Below are 22248 nucleotides of genomic sequence, written 5' to 3'. Positions count from 1 at the left end.
CTCAAACGCCGGCGGGGCTGGATTAGGTGAGTCTGGATTAGGCGAGGCTGGACAGCTTCTGCCAGTTTTCCCACGGCAGGTTCCACTCGCCGAAGCCGTTGCCGGCGGCCACCGTTTCCTTGCCGCCCGTGACCTCGAAGACGTCGCCGACCTGGGCCTGCTCGTAGAACCACGTGGCGTCCGCCGTCTTCATGCCGATGCAGCCGTGGCTCCTGTTCGCCGAGCCGATGTAGCTCTCCGCCCATTCCGCCTGGTGCGCGAACGTGCCCGAGACCGTCATGCGCATCGACTTGTCGACCCACTGGTCGTAGCCGGTCAGGCCGACCGAACCGGCCGTCATCTTGATCCGCCCCTCCTTCGCCATCAGGGGCATCTTCCCGCTCCATGTCGGCGTCTTCGCCGGATCTCCCGCCGTGATCGGGATCGACTTCACCGTCCGGCCGTCGCGCTCCAGGGTCAGCCGGTGGCCGGCGATGTCGACCTTGGCCAGCTGGCTCCTGCCGATGGTGGCGGAGGTCGCGTACGACTTCGTCAGGTAGCGGCCGGTCCCCGTGTCGACCCCCGACAGGGGGGCTTCCAGCGTCACCCGGGTGCCCGGCTTCCAGTACTCCTTCGGCCGCCAGTCCACGCGGTCCTTGCCGGTGAGGGTCTCCGTCAGCCAGCCCCACGAGCCCTCGGTGCCGTTGTCCGTGGTCACCTTCAGCCGCCGCTCGATCTCGGCCTTGTTCGTTATCTTGTGGTCGAAGGTGAGGGAGAGGGGCTGGCCCACGCCGACCGTCGTCCCGCCCGCGGGCAGTACGGTCACCGTTTCCGTCTGCTCCTTCGACGGTGCGAGGGTGCGGAAGGTCGACTCGGACGCCGTCTCCCTGCCGTCCTCCGAGGCGGCCGTCGCCCTCACCTTGTACTCCGTGTCCACCGCCAGACCGTCCTTCGGCGTGAACGCCCCGTCCTTGAGCGTGCCCTCGGCCGGCTTCCCGTCCGGTCCGGTCAGGGTCAGCGCCGTCAGGGTGCCGTGGTTCACCCGCGCCGTGAGCGGCTCGTTCGGCTTGACGTCCTTCGCCCCGTCAGCCGGTACGACGCTCAGCTCGGCGGCGGGCGGCCGCGAAGCCCCCGCGAGGCCTCCGCCCCCGTCCCCGCCGCCCCCGCATGCCGTCACCGACAGCGCGATCAGGGTGAGCAGCGTGAAGGAGGACGTGATGGCTGCCTTGCGCATGGGTGGGTGAACCTCCGGCTAGAGCCCGGGTCTTGGACCGGGATGCCCGGTAGGAGGCCGGTCCGGTCGTCCTCGGTTTCAGCCGGGACGGAATTCAGGACGATCAAGGACCAAAGTCCTACAACCCGGAATTTATGGGCCATTCGGCTGGAACCCCGTATCCCCGGCCGACGTCCTGACCAGTGCGAGGTCACACGGCGGACGTGAAATATGGGGAGTTGAGACAGCAGATGGGGTTCATGACGCGCACGCAGATGCGGGGTACGAAGGCACGGATCGCCGTCGCCGGAGCGGTGGCGGCGGTGGCCGCGACCGCGTGGGGGGTGACGGCGCTCGTCGACCAGGGCCACGACACCAACCACCAGAACGTCTCGCGGCAGACCGAGGACCCCGCGCAGGGCGGCGGCGACCCGCAGGCGCCCGGGAAGCCGGGCGGGCAGGTCCCCGACGGCATAGCCCACGCGTCGGAGAGCGGCGGCAACACGGTCAACATCACCATCGATGACGGGCCCGACCCCAAGTGGACCCCGAAGGTGCTGGAGGTCCTGAAGAAGTACGACGTGAAGGCGGTCTTCTGCATGATCGGACCGCAGGCCAAGGACCACCCCGACCTGGTCAAGAAGGTCGTCGCCGGCGGCCACCGGCTCTGCGACCACACCATGGACCACAACACCGGGATGGACAAGAAGCCCCTGGCCTACCAGCAGCAGCAGATCCTCGACGCGAAGAAGCAGATCGAGGACGCCGCGGGCGGCGGGGCCAAGGTGGAGTACTACCGGGCGCCCGGCGGCGCGTTCACCCCCGAGAGCCGGGCCCTGGCCGCCGCCAACGGCATGCGCCCGCTCGGCTGGAACATCGACACCAAGGACTTCAGCAAGCCCGGCGTGCCCGCGATCGTGGGCACGGTCAAGGCCGAGATCGGCAACGGCCCGACCATCCTCTTCCACGACGGCGGCGGCGACCGCACCCAGAGCGTCGAAGCCCTCGACCAGGTCCTCGCCTGGCTGAAGGAACAGGGCCGGCCCACCGGCTTCCCGGTGGTCACCGGCCCCAGCGCCTGACACGCCGTCCGGTGGCGAACGGGTGAGGGTCGACGCCCCGCCACCGCCCGGGGTGTTCCCTGGTCGCGCACGCAAGCCCGTACGTCAGACCAGGAGGTCTCCGTGGCCATCGCCCCCGGGAAGCTGTCCGACCCCGTCGTCGGCGCCCTCGTCAGCGCGGTCAACGCGCACGACAAGGACGCCTTCCTCGCGCTCCTGACCGCCGACGCGACCATGTCCGACGACGGAACGGAGCGCGACCTCCACGACTGGATCGACCGGGAGATCTTCGACTCCGGCGGCCACATGGACGTCCAGTCCGAGTCCGACGGCGGCCGCACCCTGACCGTCGGCTACCGCAACGACACCTGGGGAGAGATGCGCACCTCCTGGCGGTTCGTCATCGCCCCCGGCGGCGGCCGCATCAGCCGCTTCGAGACCGGTCAGGCCTAGGGGCCGTACGGCGCCCGTCCACCACCGCCCGGCCGGATCCCGTACGGGTGAAAGGGCGCGCGGCGTCGTTCCGGCCCGCCGGAGGGTCCCGTTGGTCCGGGCATGAACCGCACCCGCACCGCCGTCATCGTCCTCGCCGCCGCCGCGGCGGCCCTCGCCCCGGTCCTCTCGGGCGCGGCCACCGCCGCGGACGGTACGGCGTACCTCCAGGATCCGAGCGGAGGGGAGAAGTCGATGAAGTCGATGTGGACCAAGGACGACATGCACAAGGTGGAGGCGCAGTTCCGCTTCCACCCCTCGATCCAGTACAAGACGATCACCCGCCCCGGCCCCAAGGGCGCCGAGGAGTACGAGCGCAAGGTCGGCGACCCCAAGACGCTGGCCTGGCAGCCCGGGTACGAGTTCGCGTGGTCGGTGGCGGACTCGCAGGGGGTCAAGAAGGTGCTGACGACGAAGGACGGCAAGCAGGCGCTCGTCCTGCACGCCGTCCTGCGCGATGCCCGGCGCGCCGAGGTGGCGCGGGTGCACCAGGAGCTCGAGAACCGGCCCGCGACCGGGCGTACGAAGGTCCCGGGCGGCAAGCGCATCAAGTGTGACACCGGGATGTACACGGTGGAATGGTCCGTCACCCGCACCGGCTACGGCACCCTCACCGGGTCCCTGCCGTGGGACTCCAGCTGCGAGCAGTACCGCACGGCCTTCACGCCGAAGAACCAGGGCGCCGGCTAGGGCGGAGGAGTGGCGCGGGGAGGGGTGGGCCGGCCGCCCCGCGCGCCTTGTGGGCGCTTGCGGGCGGCTGGGCCTCGGCCTTGGATCAAAGCCGTACCAGCCATCATGCCGCCCGGGGTGGGGTGCGGCAGGGGGCGAAGGTCCCTTTCGACAGGGGCGTTCGGGGGTTCTTCCTCGACAGCGGGAGAGGTGTCGGCAGGGCGCCGGGTCAGCGGCCCTTCCTGGCGTCGTTCGCCTTGGAGGCGATCTCCTCCAGGACGGCCTTCGGGTCGCCGGAAGGATCCACGGCGCGGCCGATGTTGCGCTTGATGGTGTCGCTGATCACCACCCAGGACGGGTCGTTGACCGGGTACAGCTGCGCGCCGCGCAGCGCGTTCAGGAACTGCTGGTCGTTCTTGTCCATGCCCGAGGACCCGGCCAGCGTGCGGGAAGCCGAGACGGTGGACGGCAGCAGGTGGTAGCGGCCGGCGAAGTCCGCCAGGTTCTTGTCCCGGTAGACGAACTCCAGGAACTTGCCGATCTCGTCGCGGTGGCCGTTCTGCTTGAAGGCCATCATCCAGTCGGCCACGCCCACGTTCGGCGGGACCTCCCCGGAGCCCAGCATGTCCGAGACGGGCATCGCGACGGCGCCGACCGTGATCCCCTTGGCGCGCGCTTCGTGCGCGAGCTGGGGGTAGCCGTTGAGCATGCCGACCTCGCCGCGCGTGAAGGCGGCGAAGGCGTCGGCGCGGTTGAGCTGCGACGGGGGAGTGGGACCGAGCAGACCGGTGTCGACCAGGTGCTGCTTGATCCACTTGAAGGTCGCGATGTTCTGGTCGGAGGCCAGGCTGTAGTTGCCGCTGCTGTCGGCGTACCCGCCGCCGTTGCTGAGCTCCCAGATCATCGCCTCGGCGTGCGCCTCCTCCGGGCCCAGGGGCATGGCGAGCGGGGTCTTCACGCCCTTGGCCTTGAGCGCCGTGGCCGCGGCCTTCAGATCCAGCCAGGTCTTGGGCTGCCAGCCGTTCTTGGAGTCCTTCGGGATGACCCCGGCGTCGGTGAGCAGCTTCTCGTTGTAGAAGAGGAGGCGGCTGCTCGCCACGAAGGGCAGGCCGTAGAGGGTGTTGCGGACGGAACCGGCGTCGGAGAGGGGCTGGAGGAAGTTCGCCTCGGCGGTGACCGAGAGGAGCTCGGGCGCGGAATAGAGCTTGCCCTGCGCCGCGAAGTCCGAGTAACCGCCCATGAGCGCCATGTCCGGGGCGTTGCCGGCCTTGACCATGCGGGAGACTTCGCGGTCGATGTCGGCCCACGGCAGGAGCTCGACGTGCACCTTGATGCCGGGGTTCGAGGCGGTGAAATCAGCCGTCACCTTGTCCCAGAAAGCCTTGGAACTGGTGGCCGGGTTGTCCCCGTATTCGGCGGCGACGAGGCGGAGGGTACCGCTGTCATCAGCGCTTCCGCCGGAGCTGCCGCAGCCGGCCAGCGGTATCAGCAGACCGAGCACGACCGTGGTGGCGGCCGCGCTGAAGATTCTTCGTCGCACGGTTGGATTCCCCTGATTTTCTTTTGAGTCCCGTTATTACTTATGAGTTACTCCGGGCTGTGGTGTCCCTCAGTGGCCCGTTGGCCGGAATTCTCTCCTGAGGGAGGGCGGTTGGTTCCATTGGGGCGGCACTTGTGTTCAATGCTCCAACTGCGGCATTTCAGAATGGTGTTTTCCGATATGTGATCAACAATTCGGACGCGCGTAGACATGCCGAAACGCCCGTTTCCGGCCACGGAGCGCGGCAGAACGGGTGGGAGGGAGGGGTGGAGGGGGAGAGCGGGACGGTCTCAGTCCGCGAAGTCGCCCGCGTACGGATCGGGCTCGCCCGTTTCGGGGTTGCGCCCCTCCTGCCAGCGGCGCTGGGCCTTCTGCCAGTGCACGAAGCTGAGGTGGCCGCCGTCCCAGAAGGTGATGCCGACCGGGCTCACGTCGAACTCGTCGTTGCACAGCAGGTAGAGGAACTCGGCCATGCCGTACGGGTACACCGCGAAGGAGTCGGCGGTGTGCCGGCCGACCACCAGGACGGGCCAGCGGTCGGGGTCGGGGTCGGTCGTCAGCCAGCAGAGGATGTCGGAGCCGCCGGTGACGCCCCAGGCGAGGATCGACTCCGGGTCCACGTCGAAGGCGGCCCGGCCGCCCTCCGCCTCCCAGACCTGGCGGGCGTTGGCCGTCTCCTCGGCCATCTGGGCCGGGTCCCACTGGAGCCCGGGCTTGGGCAGCGGCAGCAGCACGCTCGCCTCGCCGTTGATCGAGCCCGCGCCGTAGCGGCCCATGAAGGCGATGAAATCGGCGGGGAAGCGGCTGCCCCAGACGGCCTCGGCCGCCTGCCAGTCGATGTCCTCGTCGGCTCCGTGGGTCGCCGGCATGATCTGCTCCAGCGCTTTGATGCGCGCGTTCTCGGTCATGCCGCTCCCCTGCCACACCCCAGCTCAACCGCCCCAACCTACCGCCGGTGGGTAGCGGCGCCTAGCGCGCGGTGAGACGGACCCGGAGCGGGGTGCCGACGCGCAGGCCCCAGGCGGCCATGGCTCCGGCCTCGGCCTCCAGGACGTGGCGGGCGCGCAGCCGGGGGAGGCCCAGCCGGCCCGGGAGCATGGTGGTCATCGCGATGACGGTGAGCCGGCGGTCGAGATGGGCCACGTCGATGGCGAAGCGCATCCGGAAGGTGTGCACGCTCGAAGCCGGGGTCAGGAGCATCGCCCCCTCGATCCCGTCCCGCCCGAGCAGGCCCCGCGTGCGGGCCCGGTAGGAGGCGGCCACCTCCAGGGGCACCTCCATCTCCGGATGCGCCCCCAAGGCCCCCTCCGGAGGCGCCGGCCACCGCTCGACGCAGAGCGTGGCCGCGCCGTCCTGCCACCGTTCCCTGTTCCCCATGCGGCCCACCCTAGGGTCCGGCCGGCCCCCGGGTCCGGGCTTCGGCGTCAAGTCGGCGCACCCGGCGGGGTCCCCCTGGGGAGGGACGGCGGAAGGTTGGTCCGTACGGGCTTCCGCCGGGCCCCGCAAGGGTTGTGGGGCCGTTTCGGCTCTGCTCAGTGCTCCCGGCCGGCTCCGGAGCGTAATCGTGTCGCGGTGATGCGCGCAGCGGGCTTTACGAAGGGTTATGGTGGAACCCCCCCCTCGGGCCGGTCCGTATCCCCCCCACGGACCGGCCCGTTTTTCGTTCCCGGGCAGTGTCGCGGCACTGCCGGGCAAAGGCGCAGGTCAGCCCCGCTGGGCCCAGATGTTGGCGCCGGGGGTGGACACCGCGAAGGAGTCGATCTCCTTCAACTCCTGTTCCGACAGCGGCGCGCCGGTCAGGGAAGCCACGTTTTCCTCGAGCTGCTTCACGCTCGACGCGCCGATCAGCGCCGAGGTCATCCGCTCGTCCCGCAGCACCCAGTTCAGCGCGAGCTGGGCCAGCGTCTGCCCGCGCCGCGCGGCGATCTCGTTCAGCCCGTTCAGCCGGCGCACGACCTCGTCCGACAGCAGGTCCGGGTTGAGGGACTTGCCCTGGGTGGCCCGTGAGCCCTCCGGGATGCCCTTGAGGTACTTCCCGGTCAGCAGCCCCTGCGCGAGCGGCACGAAGGAGATGCAGCCCATGCCGGCCTCCTCCAGGGTGTCGAGCAGGCCGTCGTCCTCCGTCCAGCGGTTGATCATGGAGTACGAGGGCTGGTGGATGAGGGGGCGCACGCCCATCTCCCGCAGCAGCCGGGCCGCCTCGGCCGTCTGCTCGGCGGTGTACGAGGACACGCCGACGTAGAGCGCCTTGCCCTGCTGGACCGCGGACGCCAGCGCGCCCATGGTCTCCTCCAGCGGGGTGTCCGGGTCGAAGCGGTGCGAGTAGAAGATGTCGACGTAGTCGACGCCCATCCGCTTCAGCGAGGCGTCCAGCGAGCCGAGCAGGTACTTGCGGCTGCCCCACTCGCCGTACGGCCCCGCGTGCATGAGGTAGCCGGCCTTGGTGGAGAGGACCAGCTCCTCGCGGTGGGACGCGAAGTCCTGCGCGAAGATCTTGCCGAAGTTCAGCTCGGCCGAGCCGGGGGGCGGGCCGTAGTTGTTCGCCAGGTCGAAGTGGGTGACGCCGAGGTCGAAGGCCCGGCGAAGGATCGCCCGCTGGGACTCCAGGGAGGCGTCGTCGCCGAAGTTGTGCCAGAGGCCGAGGGAGATCGCGGGGAGCTTGAGTCCGCTGCGGCCGGTGCGCCGGTACTCCATGGAGTCGTAGCGCGAGGGCTCTGCCCGATAGGGATTGTTTTCAGTCACGTTGTCCTCCCTATCACGGACTTGTGACAGGACCGAGTTGGATGCAGGATCCCGTCGCGCAGTAATGTGGCGGTCTGTGGCGGACGAGGGGGGACGACCGCATTCCGCACGGGGGTATCGCTCGGAGGGGCTGGAAGATCGTGAAGCTGCGCGACCTGGTACGCCGTCCTGTGTACAGGCTCTACGCACGCCGGGTGGAAGGCCGCATCGACCATGACGAGACGCCCAAGCACATCGGTGTGATCCTCGACGGGAACCGGCGCTGGGCCAAGGCCTCCGGAGGCACGACGGTGCAGGGCCACCAGGCCGGCGCCGACAAGATCTCCGAGATGCTGGGCTGGTGCACCGAGACGGACGTCGAGGTCGTCACCCTGTGGATGCTCTCCACGGACAACCTGGACCGGCCCGAGGTCGAGCTCCGCCCGCTCCTCAACATCATCGAGAACACGGTCCGGGGCCTCGCCGCCGACGGCCGCTGGCGCGTCCACCACGTCGGCAACCTCGACATCCTGCCCGCCGGGACCCAGAGCGTCCTGAAGGAGGCCATGGAGGCCACCCGCGACGTCGACGGAATACTCGTCAACGTCGCCGTCGGCTACGGCGGCCGCCAGGAGATCGCCGACGCGGTCCGCTCGCTCCTGCTGGAGCACGCCTCGAAGGGCACCTCCTTCGAGGAGCTCGCCGAGATCCTCGACATCGAGCACATCGCGGAGCACCTCTACACGCGCGGCCAGCCCGACCCGGACCTGGTGATCCGCACCAGCGGGGAGCAGCGGCTGTCCGGATTCATGCTGTGGCAGAGCGCGCACTCCGAGTACTACTTCTGCGAGGTCTTCTGGCCGGCCTTCCGCAAGGTCGACTTCCTGCGCGCCCTGCGCGACTACGCCGCCCGCCACCGGCGCTACGGCAGCTGACTCCGCCCGGCAGGCCCCCTTACGGCGCCTGACCTGCGGTTGTCTGACGCCCCCTCGGCACCTCACGGCGCGCCCGGACCCCTCCGTGGCGCGCCGTACCCGTGTTCCCGTACGCCCTGATCGTCCCTCGGGACCCTTCGCGCGAGGCCTTCACCAGGGATTCACCGAGCGTCCGTCATATGCCATGGCATGGCTGGACCCATTCGGGGAATATCCCTTGCAGGTCGACGCCCGATCCACGGGTGTCGAGTCTCAGCGGACGGCATGGGGTCGTCCGCCCGGGAGGCCCTTTGCACCAGGACGCGCGTGCGGTTCGCACGGACGGACGGGAGGGCCGGAAGTCGGCCCGCGCAGGGGTGCCGATGACCGGTCCGGTCTTCATGGCCCGACCTCTTCCGAGGGGGTACGTCCTTCCGTGGTGACCAGCACAAAGAGCCGCCTGCCCGACAGGCGGACCTACGTCCTCGACACCAGCGTCCTGCTGGCAGACCCCAACGCGATCTCCCGATTCGACGAGCACGAGGTCGTGCTCCCGATCGTGGTGATCACCGAGCTGGAGGCAAAGAGGCACCATCCCGAACTCGGCTACTTCGCCCGTCAGGCCCTCCGCCTGCTCGACGACTTCCGGGTTCGCTACGGACGCCTCGACGCACCCATCCCGCTGGGCGATCTGGGCGGCACCCTGCGCGTCGAGCTCAACCACTCCGACCAGAGCGTCCTGCCCGCGGGCTTCCGGCTGGGGGACAACGATTCGCGGATCCTCGCGGTCGCGCGCAACCTCCAGGCCGAGGGCTACGACGTCACGGTCGTCTCGAAGGATCTCCCACTGCGCATCAAAGCCTCCTCCGTGGGGCTGATCGCCGAGGAGTACCGCGCCGAGCTCGCCATCACCGATGCCGGCTGGACCGGCATGACGGAGCTGGCGCTCTCCGGGGAACAGGTGGACCTCCTCTTCTCCGAGGAGCGGCTCTACGTACCGGAGGCCGCGGAACTTCCCGTGCACACCGGTCTGGTCCTCCAGTCGGAGCGCGGCAAGGCACTCGGCCGGGTCACGGCCGACGGCAACGTGAAGCTCGTACGGGGCGACCGCGAGGCCTTCGGGCTGCACGGCCGCAGCGCCGAGCAGCGGATCGCGCTCGACCTCCTGCTCGACCCCGAGATCGGGATCATCTCGATGGGCGGCCGGGCCGGCACCGGAAAGTCGGCGCTGGCGCTGTGCGCGGGGCTGGAGGCCGTACTGGAGCGGAGGCAGCATCAGAAGGTGATGGTCTTCCGCCCGCTGTACGCGGTCGGCGGCCAGGACCTCGGCTACCTCCCCGGGGACGCCAACGAGAAGATGAGCCCCTGGGCCCAGGCGGTGTTCGACACCCTCTCGGCGGTCGCCGGGCGGGCGGTCATCGAGGAGGTGCTCAACCGCGGGATGCTGGAGGTCCTGCCGCTCACGCACATCCGCGGCCGCTCGCTGCACGACGCGTTCGTGATCGTGGACGAGGCACAGTCGCTGGAGCGCAATGTCCTGCTGACCGTTCTGTCCCGTATCGGGGCCAATTCGCGGGTGGTTCTCACCCACGACGTGGCCCAGCGCGACAACCTGCGGGTCGGCCGGTACGACGGAGTCGTCGCCGTGGTCGAGAAGCTGAAGGGCCATCCGCTCTTCGCCCACATCACGCTGACCCGTTCCGAGCGCTCCCCGATCGCCGCGCTGGTCACCGAGATGCTGGAGAACCTGTAGGGCCCGGCCGACGGTCCGTACGGGCCGTAAAACCGGTAAAACGCGCATAGCGGGAAGGCGAGTTGGCGCCGCCCGGCAAAGGCCAGAGAGCCTAGCCGGGCGGCGCCCTCACGCACAGGGGTTTGCCGGAAGCAGTGGCGACATGCCAGGTGTGACCTTTCCCACGCAACGGAGAATTGCCCTGCGGCGTCGAGGTCCGGCAGAGTCTGTTTTCCGTCAGGCCCCGCATACGGCACACCTGTATCTCCCGTGAGATGCGCGCAGTACCGCTAACTCCACAATCGATCGCCGTATGCCGCCCGGAGCATCACGCGGCACTTCCGCAAGGGAGTTGCCCACGGGCCCGCGCCTCCAGTGACCGCATCATCATGGAGGCCAGCGTCAAGGGCACTATTGCGCCCGCGCAGTCACTGCGGACGCTGCTGGAAGGAAACCGTGTGAGCCGGATCTCGGTTCGGGGATTCGCAGTGGCTTCGGCCACCGCTGTCACCACCGTCGGCGCCGTCGTGGGTGTTGCCACTGGCGACCCCGCCTCGAACGATCTCGAGACGACCGCGTCCGGGATGACGCTCCTTGCGGACATCCCGGTCGGCCAGCAGGCGGAGGTCCAGAACGCGTCCCTGACGCAGCAGGCCGACTCCATCGCGCACGCCGCCGACACCGACGCCAAGCGCTCGGCGGAGGAAGCGGCCCGCATCCAGGCCGCCCAGGACGCCAAGTCGAAGAAGGCCGAAGCGCAGAAGGCCGCCGACGACAAGGCGAAGCAGGAGCGCGAGGAGAAGGACCAGGCCGCCAGCCGTTCCGCCTCCCGCGACGGATCCTCCTTCGCTCCCCAGGCCTCCTACACGGTGGCCCAGGTCAAGGCGATCGCCCAGCAGATGGTCCCGGCGGGGCAGTTCCAGTGCTTCTCCAAGATCATCAACCAGGAATCCACCTGGAACTACCAGGCCGTGAACAAGTCCTCGGGCGCCTACGGCCTCGTCCAGGCCCTGCCCGGTTCGAAGATGGCCTCGGCGGGCGCCGACTGGCGCACCAACCCCGCCACCCAGATCGAGTGGGGTCTGAACTACATGAACGTCCGCTACGGCAGCCCGTGCGGAGCCTGGAACTTCCACCAGGCCAACGGCTGGTACTAGCCCCTCCCGGACCCCGGGACGAGAGCGCGCCCGCGCGCCTCAACCCCGAAGAGCCCCGCACCGTCCTACGGTGCGGGGCTCCTCGCGTGTACGGTCTTTCGAGGCGTGCCCCGGCGCGGGGTCCAGGGCGGGGGGAAGGGAACGACATGGCGAAGACAGGCTGGCTCGGCCGGCTCGGCAAGAGCCTCAGCGACGTGGAGGCCCGGCTCGCGGAGCGCCGTGCCGAGGTCGAGGCCGAGACCTCCGGCGACCGGCCGACCGCCCCCGGGCCCGCCGCCGCGTCCCCGGCAGCCCCGGCTTCCGCCTCCCCGGCGCCCGCCACCGTCCCCGCTGCGCCCCCGGCTCATCCGGCCGCCGAACACGCCTTCTTCGCAGCCCCCCTGCGCCCCGACCCGGTGTCCGTCATCCCGTGGGGCGTCCGCGTCGCCGCCGAGGCGAGCTGGCGGCTGCTGCTGCTCGCCGGGATGCTCTGGGTCCTGATGCGGGTGATCAGCGAAGTCCGCCTGGTCGTCCTCGCCTTCGCCGCCGCCCTCCTGGTGACCGCACTGCTCCAGCCCTTCGTGGTCCGGCTGCGCCGGCTCGGCATGCCCCGGGGCCTGGCCACGGCCGTCACCGCGATCCTCGGCTTCGTGGTCATCGGCCTGGTCGGCTGGTTCGTGGTCTGGCAGGTCATGGACAACCTCGACGACCTCTCCGCCCGGCTCCGCGAAGCCATCAACGACCTGAAACTCCGCGCGCTGGACAGCCCGTTCCACGTGACCGAGAAGCAGATCAACGAGATCGCCAAGAACCTCAGCGAGACCATCGGCACCAACACCGAGCAGATCACCTCCGCCGGCCTGCAAGGCGTCACGGTCCTCGTCGAGGCCCTGACGGGCATGCTGCTCGCGATGTTCTCCACGCTCTTCCTGCTCTACGACGGCAAGCGCATCTGGACCTGGACCACGAGCCTGCTCCCGGCCGCCGCCCGCCCCGGCGTGGCGGGCGCCGGACCGCGCGCCTGGCGCACCCTGACCGCGTACGTGCGAGGCACGGTCCTGGTGGCCCTCATCGACGCCGTGTTCATCGGCCTCGGCCTCTACTTCCTCGACGTGACGATGGCCGTGCCGCTCGCCGTCTTCATCTTCCTGTTCGCCTTCATCCCGCTCGTCGGCGCGGTCATGAGCGGAGCCCTCGCCGTGGTCGTGGCCCTGGTGACCCAGGGGCCGTTCACCGCGCTGATGGTGCTGCTGGTGGTGCTGGCCGTGCAGCAGATCGAGGGCCACGTGCTCCAGCCCTTCATCCTGGGCCGGGCGGTACGGGTCCACCCGCTCGCGGTGGTGCTGTCGGTGGCGGCCGGCGGCCTCGTCGCCGGCATCGGCGGAGCGGTGGTGGCCGTTCCGCTGGTCGCCGTCACCAACACCGTGGTCGGCTACCTGCGGGCCTACTCGCGCGAACAGCTCCACCACGGGCTCTCCCCGGTCGGCCCCGGGCCGCACGGTGCGACGGCCGTGGGTCAGACGGCAGCCGAGGCGGAGGAGACACGTACGGGTGATAACGGAGCCTGAGTTCGACGGCGGCTCGTCCATTCTGCCGGGGCCGGAGAGCCCGGAGGCGTTGGAGGGGCCGGAGGGGCGGCAGGAACGGCAGGGCTACGGCGGGTCCCCGCCGGCCGCCCGCAGGCCCTGGCGGTGGGCGCTCGGCGGGGCCCTCCTCGCCTCCGCGCTGTGGGCGGGCGCCTGGTGGACCGCGACCCCGCAGGACCACAGCCCGCCGCTGCGGTACGCGCTGCCCGTGAGCCTGTGCGACTCGGCGAAGCTGCCGGGGATCGCCCGGCTGGCGGAGAACAGCGGGTGGGACTACACCCCGCGGCTGTGGGAGCACCCGGGCATGGACCGGGCGATGTGCATGCTGCGCACCCCGCCGGTCGAGTCGGAGGCGCCCACGCGCTGGCTCGCGTACGAGGCCCAGGTCTCGATGGAGCTGCACAAGCGCACCGACCCCGCGCCGGAGTTCGGGGCGGATCCCGGAGCGGTGGGCTGGATCGGCCTCGGTAAGCCGGACTTCCGCTCCGTACCGGGACTCGGGGAGCGGGCGCTGATCTCCGAGACGGAGTACGGGAGCGGGTGGCGGCTGACCGTGCTCGACGGGGGCACGGTGTTCACCATGGACGTGTCGGTGTGGCCGGGGGGCGACGGCGAGCCGAGCCCCGACAAGCCTGCGCCGGAAGAACCGCCGATGCCCGACTCCGACGCGGTCCAGGCTGCGATGATCGACGACATGCACGGCCTGATGAAGGCGCTGCGCAGGTAGGCACGGTGGCACGGGGGACGGGGAACACGGGGATGATCGGCGAGCCCGAGATCGACGGGGACTGGCACACGGCGAGCGGGGCGGAGGGGGTCGCGGAGGCCCTTCCGGGCGAGCCCGGGCGGGAGCGCGTACGCGGCGTCGCGCGGAGACCGTGGCTGTGGGCGCTGGGCGGGGTGGTGGCGGCCTCGGCGGTGTGGGCGGGCACGCTGGTGGTGCAGGACCGCTTCCCGGACCTGCCGCGCCTCGACTACGTGCACTCGCCCGACCTGTGCAAGGAGTTCGAGCTCAAGACGGTCGGCCAGGCCGCCGGCCGGGAGTTCGAGGGACGCCAGAGCGGCGAGGGCGTGTACCTCGCGCAGGACTGGTCGTACTGCACGGTCTCCACGCCGTACCAGGAAGGGACCGTGATGTACGGGGCCCAGCTGCTGGTCGAGCTGCACAAGAAGCAGGACCCGGCGGGGGAGTTCGCCACCGGCCCGGGGACGGACCCGGCGACCCGGCTGGACACCGGCGAGCGCTACGAGGTGGTGGGCCTGGGCGAACGAGCCGTGCTCGACCCGTACTACGCGAACGGCGGAGCGCGGCTCATGGTGCTCGACGGAGGGGCGGTCTTCACCCTCACCGTGCAGTGGTTCCGTTTGAACGACGACAAGGCCGCCGGCGTCGACGGGAGTGCGATGCAAGCGGCGATGGTCGAGGACATGCGCACGCTGATGGCCAAGCTGAAGCGGTAGCCGCGGACGCGCGCAGGGGCCCCGAGACCGGAGTCGCGGGGCCCCTGGGGCCGGTACGGCAGGGTGTCACTCGCCCGCGAGCACGGCCTCGGAGTCGAGGGTGACGGCGACGGCCTGGATCACCGAGGCGATCTTGAAGGCCTCCTGGACCGTCTCGCGGTCCACGCCGGCCTTGCGCAGGACCTGCTCGTGCGAGTCCAGGCACTGGCCGCAGCCGTTGACCGCGGAGACGGCGAGCGACCACAGCTCGAAGTCGACCTTCTCCACGCCGGGGTTGCCGATGACGTTCATCCGCAGGCCCGCGCGCAGGGTGCCGTACTCCGGGTCGGAGAGCAGGTGGCGGGTGCGGTAGAAGACGTTGTTCATCGCCATGATCGCGGCGGCCGCCTTGGCGGCGGTGTACGCCTCCGGCGACAGGGCGGCCTTGGCCTCCGGCTCCAGCTCGCGCAGGACGCGGGGGGAACGGGCGGCGATGGCGCAGGACAGGACGGTGCCCCACAGCTGCTGCTGCGTCAGGGTGTCCTGATTGCCGATGACCGAGCCGAGGTTCAGCTTCAGGTCCTTGGCGAAGTCCGGTACGGCGGACTTGAGGGAGTCGAGGGACATCCGTCACTCACCGGCCAGCAGCGCGCCGGCGTCGATGGTGCTGTCGCCCTTGTTCCAGTTGCAGGGGCACAGCTCGTCGGTCTGCAGGGCGTCGAGCACCCGCAGGACCTCCTTGGGGTTCCGGCCGACGGAACCGGCGGTCACCATGGAGAACTGGATCTCGTTGTTCGGGTCCACGATGAAGACGGCGCGCATCGGGAGACCGTCCGAACCGAGGATTCCGAGGTCGGCGCAGAGCTCGCGCTTGATGTCGGACATCATCGGGAAGGGCAGGTCGCGCAGGTCGGCGTGGTCCTTGCGCCAGGCGTGGTGCACGTACTCGGAGTCGAGCGAGAAGCCGAGGATCTGGGCGTCGCGGTCGGCGAACTCCTCGTTGAGCTTGCCGAAGGCGGCGATCTCGGTCGGGCACACGAAGGTGAAGTCGAGCGGCCAGGAGAACATGATCTTCCACTTGCCCTCGTAGGTCTTGTGGTCGATCTGCGCGAACTCGGCTCCGGCCTCCAGCGAGACGCAAGCGGTCAGGTCGTAGGTGGGGAACTGGTCGCCGACAGTGAGCACGTGCTCTCCTTGCGCAGAGGAAAGTGACCCTTTTGGGGGCTTTCCGGGGGGTTGGACGTATCTCACATGCTGACACAGCCCCATTGATTGCAGAAATAGCTAGCCTGGTGGCCAGTGATCGGAGGTACCTATCAGTGGCTGTGGGGCAGATGGTTCAGGTGGGTCATACGGGCCATCCGGGTCCCAGGGGACCGAAGCAGGCGACGCTCGCGCAGCTGCGGGCCTTCGCCGCCGTCGCCGAGCAGCTGCACTTCCGGGACGCGGCCGCCGCGATCGGGATGAGCCAGCCCGCGCTCTCCGGATCCGTGTCCGCGCTGGAAGAGGCGCTCGGGGTACGGCTGCTGGAGCGGACCACGCGCAAGGTGCTGCTCACGCCCGCCGGCGAGCGGATCGCCGGCCGCGCGCGGGCCGTGCTCGACGCGATGGACGGACTGCTGGAGGAGGCCGAGGCGGTACGGGCCCCCTTCACCGGGGCGCTGCGCTTCGGGGTGATCCCCACCGTGGCCCCGTACCTGCTGCCGACCGTCCTCGGACTCTTCCACCGGCGCTACCCCCGGCTCGACCTCCAGGTGCACGAGGAACAGACGGCCTCGCTGCTGGAAGGGCTGGCCGGCGGCCGGCTCGACCTGCTGCTGCTCGCCGTACCGCTCGGAGTGCCCGGGGTCACCGAACTGCCGCTCTTCGATGAGGACTTCGTCCTGCTCGCGCCGCGCGATCACCCGCTCGCCGGCCGCAAGGACATCCCGCGCGAGGAACTGCGCGGGCTGCGGCTGCTCCTGCTCGACGAGGGGCACTGCCTGCGCGACCAGGCCCTCGACATCTGCCACGACGCGGGACGCTCGGCCGGGGCGGACGTCACCACGACCGCCGCCGGCCTGTCCACCCTCGTCCAACTGGTCGCCGGCGGGCTCGGCGTGACGCTGCTGCCGCGCACCGCGCTGCGCCTGGAGACCGCCCGCAACGAGCACCTGGCCACCGGCTACTTCGCCGAACCGGCGCCCTCGCGGCGGATCGCACTGGCCATGCGGACGGGAACGGCCCGCGAGGAGGAGTTCCGCGCCGTCGCCGACGCACTGCGCGAAGCCGTACGCCCGCTCCCCGTCTGGCTGACGGACTAGGGGCGGGCGTACGGGGCTGCGTGCGTAGGGCGGCTACTCGGTGCGCAGCCCGTCCGGGCGCATCAGGCGCAGCAGCGGCGGCAGGCTGAGCAGGGTCACCAGGACGGCCACGCCCGCCCCGATGCCGACCATCCCCAGGACCGCGGTCACGTTGATCGTGATCGTGGAGCCCGTCATCTGCAGCAGCACGATGCCGAGCGCGAGCCCGACCACCGTGGCCAGGGCCAGGCCCAGGGCGATCGGGATGGCGGTCTGCCACAGCACGGAGAGGCTGAGCGTGGAGCGCTTGGTGCCGAAGGCGACCAGCGCCGACAGCAGCTTCTTGCGCTCGCGCAGCTGCTCCAGCTGGGAGACCAGCAGGCTGGCGCCGATCAGCATCAGCACGAGGGCGGCGCCCACGAACAGGCCGGTCCGGATGGAGGCGAAGCGGTCGTTGACCTCGGTGGCCTGGATCGTCATGGGGACCGACAGCGGGTCGGCCTTGAAGGCGGCGTTGCGGGCCAGCTCCATCGCGTCGGGCACGTTCGGGTCGAGCTTCACGTAGACCTGGGAGGACTGGTAGTTGCCCATGCCCTTCGGGGCGGCGGCCGGGGTGACCAGCAGTCCGCTCAGCATGTTGCCCATGGGCCCCTTGCGGGCCCGCACGGTGCGGGCGTCTGCGGGCACGGTCCAGGCGACAGCCTTCGTACCGTCGTCTTCGTTCTCCTTGAAGATGTTCCCCACGAACAGCTTCTCGCCGGGCTTCGCGGTGTCGCCGGTCATGCCGCGCGGTTCGCCGCCGCCGGTGATGACGAAGGCGTCGCCGTCCTTGCAGGAGGGCAGCTCCGCGAACTCCTTGAGGGCGGCGCAGGTGCCGGTCGTCACCGAGATCGCCGTGTCCTCGTAGCTCATGTCCGGGCTGCGCCCGGCATTGGCCGAGGACTCCGCGACGGCCTGGGTGACGCCCTTGGTCCCGGCCAGGGCCTGGGCGACGGCCTCGCCGCCGGCACGGGTGCGCTGCATGACCGAGATCGAGGCCCGCGTGGGGTCGTGACCCGTGTCCTTGGTGTACGAGTCCGCGGTGGAGGCGAAGAGCATCTGCAGGGCGATGGCTCCGGCGACCGCGACGGCGATGCCGTTGACCAGCCGCGCGGAGCTGCCGCTGGTGAGCTGGAGCCGGCGGGCGGCGAGCTGCCAGGAGACCGGGCCCGCGCCGCCGATCCGGCCGACGACCCGTTCCAGCACCCAGGGGAGCAGGACGGTGATGCCGACGAGGAGCAGGACCACGCCGCCCGAGACCTGCCACTGGTTGAACTGCCCGCTGTCGTTGCCCTTGCCGATCAGCGGGGCCAGCAGGCCCAGTCCGGCCAGGGGGAGCAGCAGCCGCCACCAGATCCGGCGCTTGGCCGGGGTCGTCGTACGGACCACGCCGAGCGGCTCGATGACCACGCCGCGCAGGGCGAACAGGGTCACGGCGACGGCGGCGGCCGGCACGGCGACGGCGATGAGCACGGCCAGCCAGGGCGTCGGGTTGAGGTCGGAGGGGAAGACGCTGCGCTGGTAGAGGTCCATGGCCGGGGCCAGTTGGCGGGCGGCCAGGAAGAAGCCGGTGCCCAGGGCCAGACCGATCAGCGATCCGGCGGCGGCCTCGCCGGCGGCGATCCGGCGGACCATCCGGCCGTCGGCGCCCACCAGGCGCAGTGCGGCGAGCCGCCGGTCGCGGCGGTCGCCGCCGAAGCGGACGGCGGCGCCGATGAACACGGCGACCGGCATGAGCAGCGCGACGAAGGTGAGGACGACGAGGAGGGTGAGGACCGGGTCGAGGCCCTCCTTCTCCTGGGTGTTCTCGAAGGCGGTGACCCGCTGGATGTAGTTGGGCGCTTCCTTCTGGAGCGCGGGGAGCCGGTCGCTGCCCGCGTAGAAGTAGAGGTCGCCGGGGCCCACCAGGCCCGCGTCGCCGATGGTCCCGACGATCTTCCCGTCGAGGCGGTCGCGCAGCAGCTTGCCCTCGTCGGTCTTCATCAGCTTGTCGAGGGCGGGGGAGACGACCAGTTCGCCGGCGCCGGGGAACTTCTTGACGCCCGGGGGCAGCGGGGCGTCCGGGCCCTCGGGCTGCACGAGCCGGCCATCGACCCCGTAGGCGCGGTACGTCTGGTTCACGTCGGTGATCAGCAGCGTGTCGCGGCCGGGCTGTTCGGCGGTGGGCGAGGTGTAGGTCTGGCGGGCGGCGCCGCGCGCGTCGCGGGCGGCCAGGGCGCTGGGGACCGCGCTGGTGATGAGCAGCAGGGCGACGCCGAGGCCGACGCCCAGCCCGGTGAGGAGGGTGCGGGTCCAGCCCTGGCGGCCGCCGCCGAAGGCGAAGCGGGCACCGAGGCCGAGGTCGCGGAGCCAGACGGCGAGCGCGCCCTGATGGCCGGGGCCACCGGGGCCACCGGGGCTACCGGGGCTGCGGGGTCCGGCGGGACTGCTGTGTTTGCTGTGGTTTCCGTGACTCATACCGCGCGCTCCATGTCGCGGGACTTGCCGTCGCGCACGACGATCTCGCGGTCGGAGTACGCGGCCACGCGGGTCTCGTGCGTGACGAGGACGACGGCGGCGTTCGTGGACCGGGCGGCCTCGGTGAGGAGCTGCATGACGAGCTCGCCGTTGAGGGAGTCGAGGGCACCGGTGGGCTCGTCGGCGAAGATCAGCCGGGGGTTGGTGACGAGGGAGCGGGCGACGGCGACGCGCTGGCCCTGGCCGCCGGAGACCTCGCCGGGGCGCTTGTCGCCGAGGTCGTCGACCTGGAGCCGCTCCATCCATTCCAGGGCGGTCCGTTCGGCCTGCTTGCGCTTCACGCCGGTCAGGCGGAGCGGCAGGGCGACGTTCTCGACGCAGGTGAGCTCGGGGACGAGCTGGCCGAACTGGAAGACGAAGCCGAACTCGCCGCGGCGCAGGGCGCTGCGCTCTCCGTCGTTCATGGCGGAGAGCTCGCGGCCGGCGTAGGTGATGGTGCCGGAGTCGGGGGTGACGATGCCGGCGAGGCAGTGCAGCAGGGTCGACTTGCCGGACCCGGAGGGGCCCATGATCGCGACGACCTCACCGGCGTGGATGGAGAATTCGGCGCCGTCGAGGGCGTGGGTGGTGCCGTAGGTCTTGCGGAGGTCCGTGGCGCTGAGGAGCGTACCGGCCGGGGTCATCGCTGTATCTCCTGGGCGAGCTGGTCGAGGCGGGCGGCGGTGAGTTCGAGCCACCGCAGGTCCGCTTCGAGGTGGAACAGGGCGTGGTCGCAGACCAGCTGGTCGGCGAGGTCCCCCTTGCGCTTGCGCTGCGTGAGGATGCGCATCAGGCGCAGGTGCTCGGCGCGCTGGGTGTCCAGCAGCTCCTGGGCGCTGCGGCCCGTCAGGAGGGCGAGCACGACCTTCGTGTAGAGGGTCGACTGGAGGTACGGCTCGGGCTTCTCGGGCTGGGCGAGCCAGCCCTCGACATCGGTTATCCCGGCGTCGGTGATCGCGTAGCGCTTCCGCTCGGGGCCGCCGCCGCTCTCCACCCCGTCGACCTCGACCAGGCCGTTCTTCAGCAGCCGGGACATGGTCGAGTAGACCTGGCCGTAGGCGAGGGGCTTGTCGTGGCCGAATCTCTCGTCGAAGGTCCGCTTGAGGTCGTAACCGTGACGGGGGCCGGCCTCGAGGAGGCCGAGGAGTGCGTGGCTGATGGACATGCGGACGACTATACACGCGGTGTATACGCTCGATGTATACGTCGGGTGCATAGCCGGCGGAGTCCGCCATTCGAAGGGAATCCACCCGGGGAGGAGGCGGCTCCGGGCCTGGTCGGGACGTTGCTGGCATCTTGAAGGTTCATGCGAGCACCCACCGGCAATACCGCCGCACTCCCACCGCAGCAGACGGGCACCGAGGAGCAGACGGGCACCGAGGAGCGCGAGGCGCCGACGCCGTCCGCGCAAAGCCGCCCCGAAGCCGACTGGTGGATCTGGGTCATGGCGGGGGCGCTGTTCTTCGCCTACATGGCCCTGTCCCTGCGGATCCACGAACGCCTGCTCTCCCGCAGCTTCGATCTGGGGATCTTCGTCCAGGTCGTGCGTTCCTACGCGTCGGGGCACCTGCCCGTCTCCGAGGTCAAGGGGCCCGACTTCCCGGTCCTGGGGGACCACTTCTCCCCGATCCTGGCCCTGCTGGCGCCGCTGTACTGGCTGTGGCCGTCGGTGAAGGTGCTGCTCGTGGCGCAGGCCGCGCTGGTCGCCGGGAGCGTGCTGCCGCTGGCCTTCTGGGCCCGCCGGACGCTGGGATCCGCGGCCGCCGCGGTCATCGGCACCTGCTACGGGGTCTCGTGGGGCATCGCGAGCGGGGTCTCCTCCGACTTCCACGAGTGGGCCTTCGCCCTTCCGCTGCTCACCCTCTCCCTGACGGCCCTCGGCGGCGGCCGGCTGCGCGCCGCCGCCTACTGGGCGCTGCCGCTCCTGCTGGTGAAGGAGGACCTAGGCCTCACGGTGGCCGCGATCGGCCTGGTCATCGCCTGGCGCGGCGGGCGCGGCGGGCGCAGGCTGGGGCTCCTCACGGCAGCGGCCGGTGTGGCCGGGACCGGGCTGGCCCTGTTGGTGCTGGCCTCCTTCCATCCGGGCGGGTTCGACGGCTATCTCGTCTCCCACAACCCCGGTGGCGGCGCGGGCGGCTCGGGCGGCGCGCTGGTGGGGGAAACGCAGGGCGGGCTGCTGGAACTCCTCCACCAGCTGACGCTCGGTCTGATCACCCCGCAGGAGAAGGTCACCACCCTCATCCTCATCCTGGCCCCCACCCTCTTCCTGGCCCTGCGCTCGCCGCTCGCACTGATCGCGCTGCCCTCCGTGCTGTGGCGCCTGGCCTCGAACTACCCGCCCCACTGGGGCACCGGATACCACTACTCGCTGCTGGTCATGCCGATCGTCTTCGTGGCCTTCGTCGACACCCTCCAGCGGCGGGGGACGAGCGGCCGCAGCCTGTACCGCCACCTGGCGGGCTCCGCGGCGGTCACCTTGCTGCTGCTGCCGCACTATCCGCTCTGGCAGCTGACGCAGCCGGAGACCTGGGTGAAGGATCCCCGCATCGCGGTGGCCCACAGCGTGATGGACGAGATCCCGGACGACGCCACGGTCCAGGCCTCGCACTACCTCGTGCCCCACCTCGCCGACCGCACCAGCGTCAGCCTCTACGGATGGGGGGACAGCCGCCCCAATCCCGAGTGGATCATGGTTGACACCCAGGTGCAGCCGCATCTGCGGTGGCCGATGTCGGTCGTCCAGGAGCAGATCTCCCTGGACGAGGCCCGGGCCCGGGGGTACCACACGGTGGACGACAGGGACGGCTTCGTCCTGCTGAGCCGCACGGGATAGCCGTCGGCGCATGACACGGGTGTGGGGGGGGGGGGGGGGGGGGGGGCCCCCCCCCCCCCCCTCCTTTTTTTTTTTTTCTCCTCCCTCTTTCTGTTTTTTTCCCCTCCCCCACCTT

General features: G+C 70.6%; 21 protein-coding genes. 11 read left to right on the top strand and 10 right to left on the bottom strand.

Translation table 11 applies throughout. The annotated features are described in order from the left end of the window. Nucleotides 1-37: 37 nt before the first annotated feature. The gene (locus ACFRU2_RS28155; RefSeq protein WP_382977053.1) at nucleotides 38-1213 is read right to left on the bottom strand and encodes an Ig-like domain-containing protein; all 1176 of its coding nucleotides are present in this window, start codon (nucleotides 1211-1213) and stop codon (nucleotides 38-40) included. A gap of 239 nt (nucleotides 1214-1452) precedes the next feature. On the opposite strand from ACFRU2_RS28155, the gene ACFRU2_RS28150 reads away from it, so the two are divergent. The 3 genes from ACFRU2_RS28150 (at nucleotide 1453) to ACFRU2_RS28140 (ending at nucleotide 3435) form a co-directional block, all read left to right on the top strand. After that, on the top strand, nucleotides 1453-2274 hold the full coding sequence (locus ACFRU2_RS28150) for a polysaccharide deacetylase family protein (RefSeq protein WP_382977051.1): 822 nt from the start codon (nucleotides 1453-1455) through the stop codon (nucleotides 2272-2274). A 102-nt stretch (nucleotides 2275-2376) separates the two neighbouring features. Beyond that, nucleotides 2377-2706, top strand: a complete 330-nt coding sequence (locus ACFRU2_RS28145; RefSeq protein WP_382977049.1) for a nuclear transport factor 2 family protein — start codon at nucleotides 2377-2379, stop codon at nucleotides 2704-2706. 102 nt (nucleotides 2707-2808) lie between these two features. Then, nucleotides 2809-3435 carry a hypothetical protein gene (locus ACFRU2_RS28140; RefSeq protein WP_382977048.1) on the top strand — a complete coding sequence of 209 codons (627 nt, stop codon included), beginning with the start codon at nucleotides 2809-2811 and terminating at the stop codon, nucleotides 3433-3435. Between the two features lie 208 nt (nucleotides 3436-3643). Here ACFRU2_RS28140 and ACFRU2_RS28135 read toward each other — a convergent pair whose 3' ends face one another. The 4 genes from ACFRU2_RS28135 to mgrA all read right to left on the bottom strand — a co-directional run bounded on the left by ACFRU2_RS28135 (nucleotide 3644) and on the right by mgrA (nucleotide 7696). Next, a complete protein-coding gene (locus ACFRU2_RS28135) occupies nucleotides 3644-4954 on the bottom strand; it encodes an extracellular solute-binding protein (protein WP_382977046.1) in 1311 nt (436 codons plus the stop codon). 290 nt (nucleotides 4955-5244) lie between these two features. After that, the gene (locus ACFRU2_RS28130) at nucleotides 5245-5862 is read right to left on the bottom strand and encodes an SMI1/KNR4 family protein (RefSeq protein ID WP_382977044.1); all 618 of its coding nucleotides are present in this window, start codon (nucleotides 5860-5862) and stop codon (nucleotides 5245-5247) included. 61 nt (nucleotides 5863-5923) lie between these two features. Further along, a complete protein-coding gene (locus ACFRU2_RS28125) occupies nucleotides 5924-6331 on the bottom strand; it encodes a DUF192 domain-containing protein (protein WP_382977042.1) in 408 nt (135 codons plus the stop codon). 327 nt (nucleotides 6332-6658) lie between these two features. Next, nucleotides 6659-7696 carry an L-glyceraldehyde 3-phosphate reductase gene (gene mgrA / locus ACFRU2_RS28120; RefSeq protein WP_382977040.1) on the bottom strand — a complete coding sequence of 346 codons (1038 nt, stop codon included), beginning with the start codon at nucleotides 7694-7696 and terminating at the stop codon, nucleotides 6659-6661. A 140-nt stretch (nucleotides 7697-7836) separates the two neighbouring features. Between mgrA and ACFRU2_RS28115 the strand changes: the two genes are divergently transcribed. From ACFRU2_RS28115 to ACFRU2_RS28090, 6 genes are all read left to right on the top strand, one after another. Beyond that, the gene (locus ACFRU2_RS28115) at nucleotides 7837-8610 is read left to right on the top strand and encodes an isoprenyl transferase (RefSeq protein WP_327254716.1); all 774 of its coding nucleotides are present in this window, start codon (nucleotides 7837-7839) and stop codon (nucleotides 8608-8610) included. A gap of 415 nt (nucleotides 8611-9025) precedes the next feature. Beyond that, nucleotides 9026-10342 (top strand): PhoH family protein, encoded by a 1317-nt coding sequence (locus ACFRU2_RS28110; RefSeq protein ID WP_250742793.1) that lies wholly within the window; start codon nucleotides 9026-9028, stop codon nucleotides 10340-10342. A 368-nt stretch (nucleotides 10343-10710) separates the two neighbouring features. Then, nucleotides 10711-11478 (top strand): transglycosylase SLT domain-containing protein, encoded by a 768-nt coding sequence (locus tag ACFRU2_RS28105; RefSeq protein WP_382977037.1) that lies wholly within the window; start codon nucleotides 10711-10713, stop codon nucleotides 11476-11478. A 146-nt stretch (nucleotides 11479-11624) separates the two neighbouring features. Then, nucleotides 11625-13025, top strand: a complete 1401-nt coding sequence (locus ACFRU2_RS28100) for an AI-2E family transporter (RefSeq protein WP_382977035.1) — start codon at nucleotides 11625-11627, stop codon at nucleotides 13023-13025. Next, nucleotides 13009-13770 carry a hypothetical protein gene (locus tag ACFRU2_RS28095; RefSeq protein WP_382977034.1) on the top strand — a complete coding sequence of 254 codons (762 nt, stop codon included), beginning with the start codon at nucleotides 13009-13011 and terminating at the stop codon, nucleotides 13768-13770. The genes ACFRU2_RS28100 and ACFRU2_RS28095 overlap by 17 nt, the downstream gene beginning before the upstream one ends. A gap of 32 nt (nucleotides 13771-13802) precedes the next feature. Further along, nucleotides 13803-14504, top strand: coding sequence for a hypothetical protein (locus ACFRU2_RS28090; protein WP_382977031.1), 702 nt, complete (start codon nucleotides 13803-13805; stop codon nucleotides 14502-14504). Between the two features lie 66 nt (nucleotides 14505-14570). Here ACFRU2_RS28090 and ACFRU2_RS28085 read toward each other — a convergent pair whose 3' ends face one another. Together ACFRU2_RS28085 and ACFRU2_RS28080 are read right to left on the bottom strand one after the other, a co-directional pair. Further along, complete coding sequence (locus ACFRU2_RS28085; RefSeq protein WP_382977029.1) at nucleotides 14571-15110, bottom strand: alkyl hydroperoxide reductase; 540 nt, start codon at nucleotides 15108-15110, stop codon at nucleotides 14571-14573. Nucleotides 15111-15113: 3 nt separating this feature from the next. After that, nucleotides 15114-15668 (bottom strand): peroxiredoxin, encoded by a 555-nt coding sequence (locus tag ACFRU2_RS28080; RefSeq protein ID WP_274549338.1) that lies wholly within the window; start codon nucleotides 15666-15668, stop codon nucleotides 15114-15116. Nucleotides 15669-15826: 158 nt separating this feature from the next. Here ACFRU2_RS28080 and ACFRU2_RS28075 point away from each other — a divergent pair, with 158 nt between their 5' ends. Beyond that, nucleotides 15827-16786 (top strand): hydrogen peroxide-inducible genes activator, encoded by a 960-nt coding sequence (locus ACFRU2_RS28075; protein WP_382977027.1) that lies wholly within the window; start codon nucleotides 15827-15829, stop codon nucleotides 16784-16786. Nucleotides 16787-16819: 33 nt separating this feature from the next. On the opposite strand, the gene ACFRU2_RS28070 is transcribed toward ACFRU2_RS28075, so the two are convergent. From ACFRU2_RS28070 to ACFRU2_RS28060, 3 genes are read right to left on the bottom strand one after another with little or no spacing between them, the layout of a single operon-like run. Further along, nucleotides 16820-19261, bottom strand: coding sequence for an ABC transporter permease (locus tag ACFRU2_RS28070; RefSeq protein ID WP_382977025.1), 2442 nt, complete (start codon nucleotides 19259-19261; stop codon nucleotides 16820-16822). After that, the gene (locus ACFRU2_RS28065) at nucleotides 19258-19944 is read right to left on the bottom strand and encodes an ABC transporter ATP-binding protein (protein ID WP_382977023.1); all 687 of its coding nucleotides are present in this window, start codon (nucleotides 19942-19944) and stop codon (nucleotides 19258-19260) included. The genes ACFRU2_RS28070 and ACFRU2_RS28065 overlap by 4 nt, the downstream gene beginning before the upstream one ends. Further along, on the bottom strand, nucleotides 19941-20465 hold the full coding sequence (locus tag ACFRU2_RS28060; protein ID WP_243335746.1) for a PadR family transcriptional regulator: 525 nt from the start codon (nucleotides 20463-20465) through the stop codon (nucleotides 19941-19943). Before ACFRU2_RS28060 ends, ACFRU2_RS28065 begins: the two co-directional genes overlap by 4 nt. A gap of 141 nt (nucleotides 20466-20606) precedes the next feature. On the opposite strand from ACFRU2_RS28060, the gene ACFRU2_RS28055 reads away from it, so the two are divergent. After that, nucleotides 20607-22133, top strand: a complete 1527-nt coding sequence (locus tag ACFRU2_RS28055; RefSeq protein WP_382977020.1) for a DUF2079 domain-containing protein — start codon at nucleotides 20607-20609, stop codon at nucleotides 22131-22133. Nucleotides 22134-22248: the final 115 nt, after the last annotated feature.

This window comes from Streptomyces sp. NPDC056883 (genome assembly GCF_042788835.1).
In the GTDB taxonomy this organism is placed as follows: Bacteria; Actinomycetota; Actinomycetes; order Streptomycetales; family Streptomycetaceae; genus Streptomyces; species Streptomyces stoeckheimensis.
The sequence above is the reverse complement of the archived record's forward strand: the minus strand, read 5'-3'. Positions and strand labels throughout refer to the sequence as shown.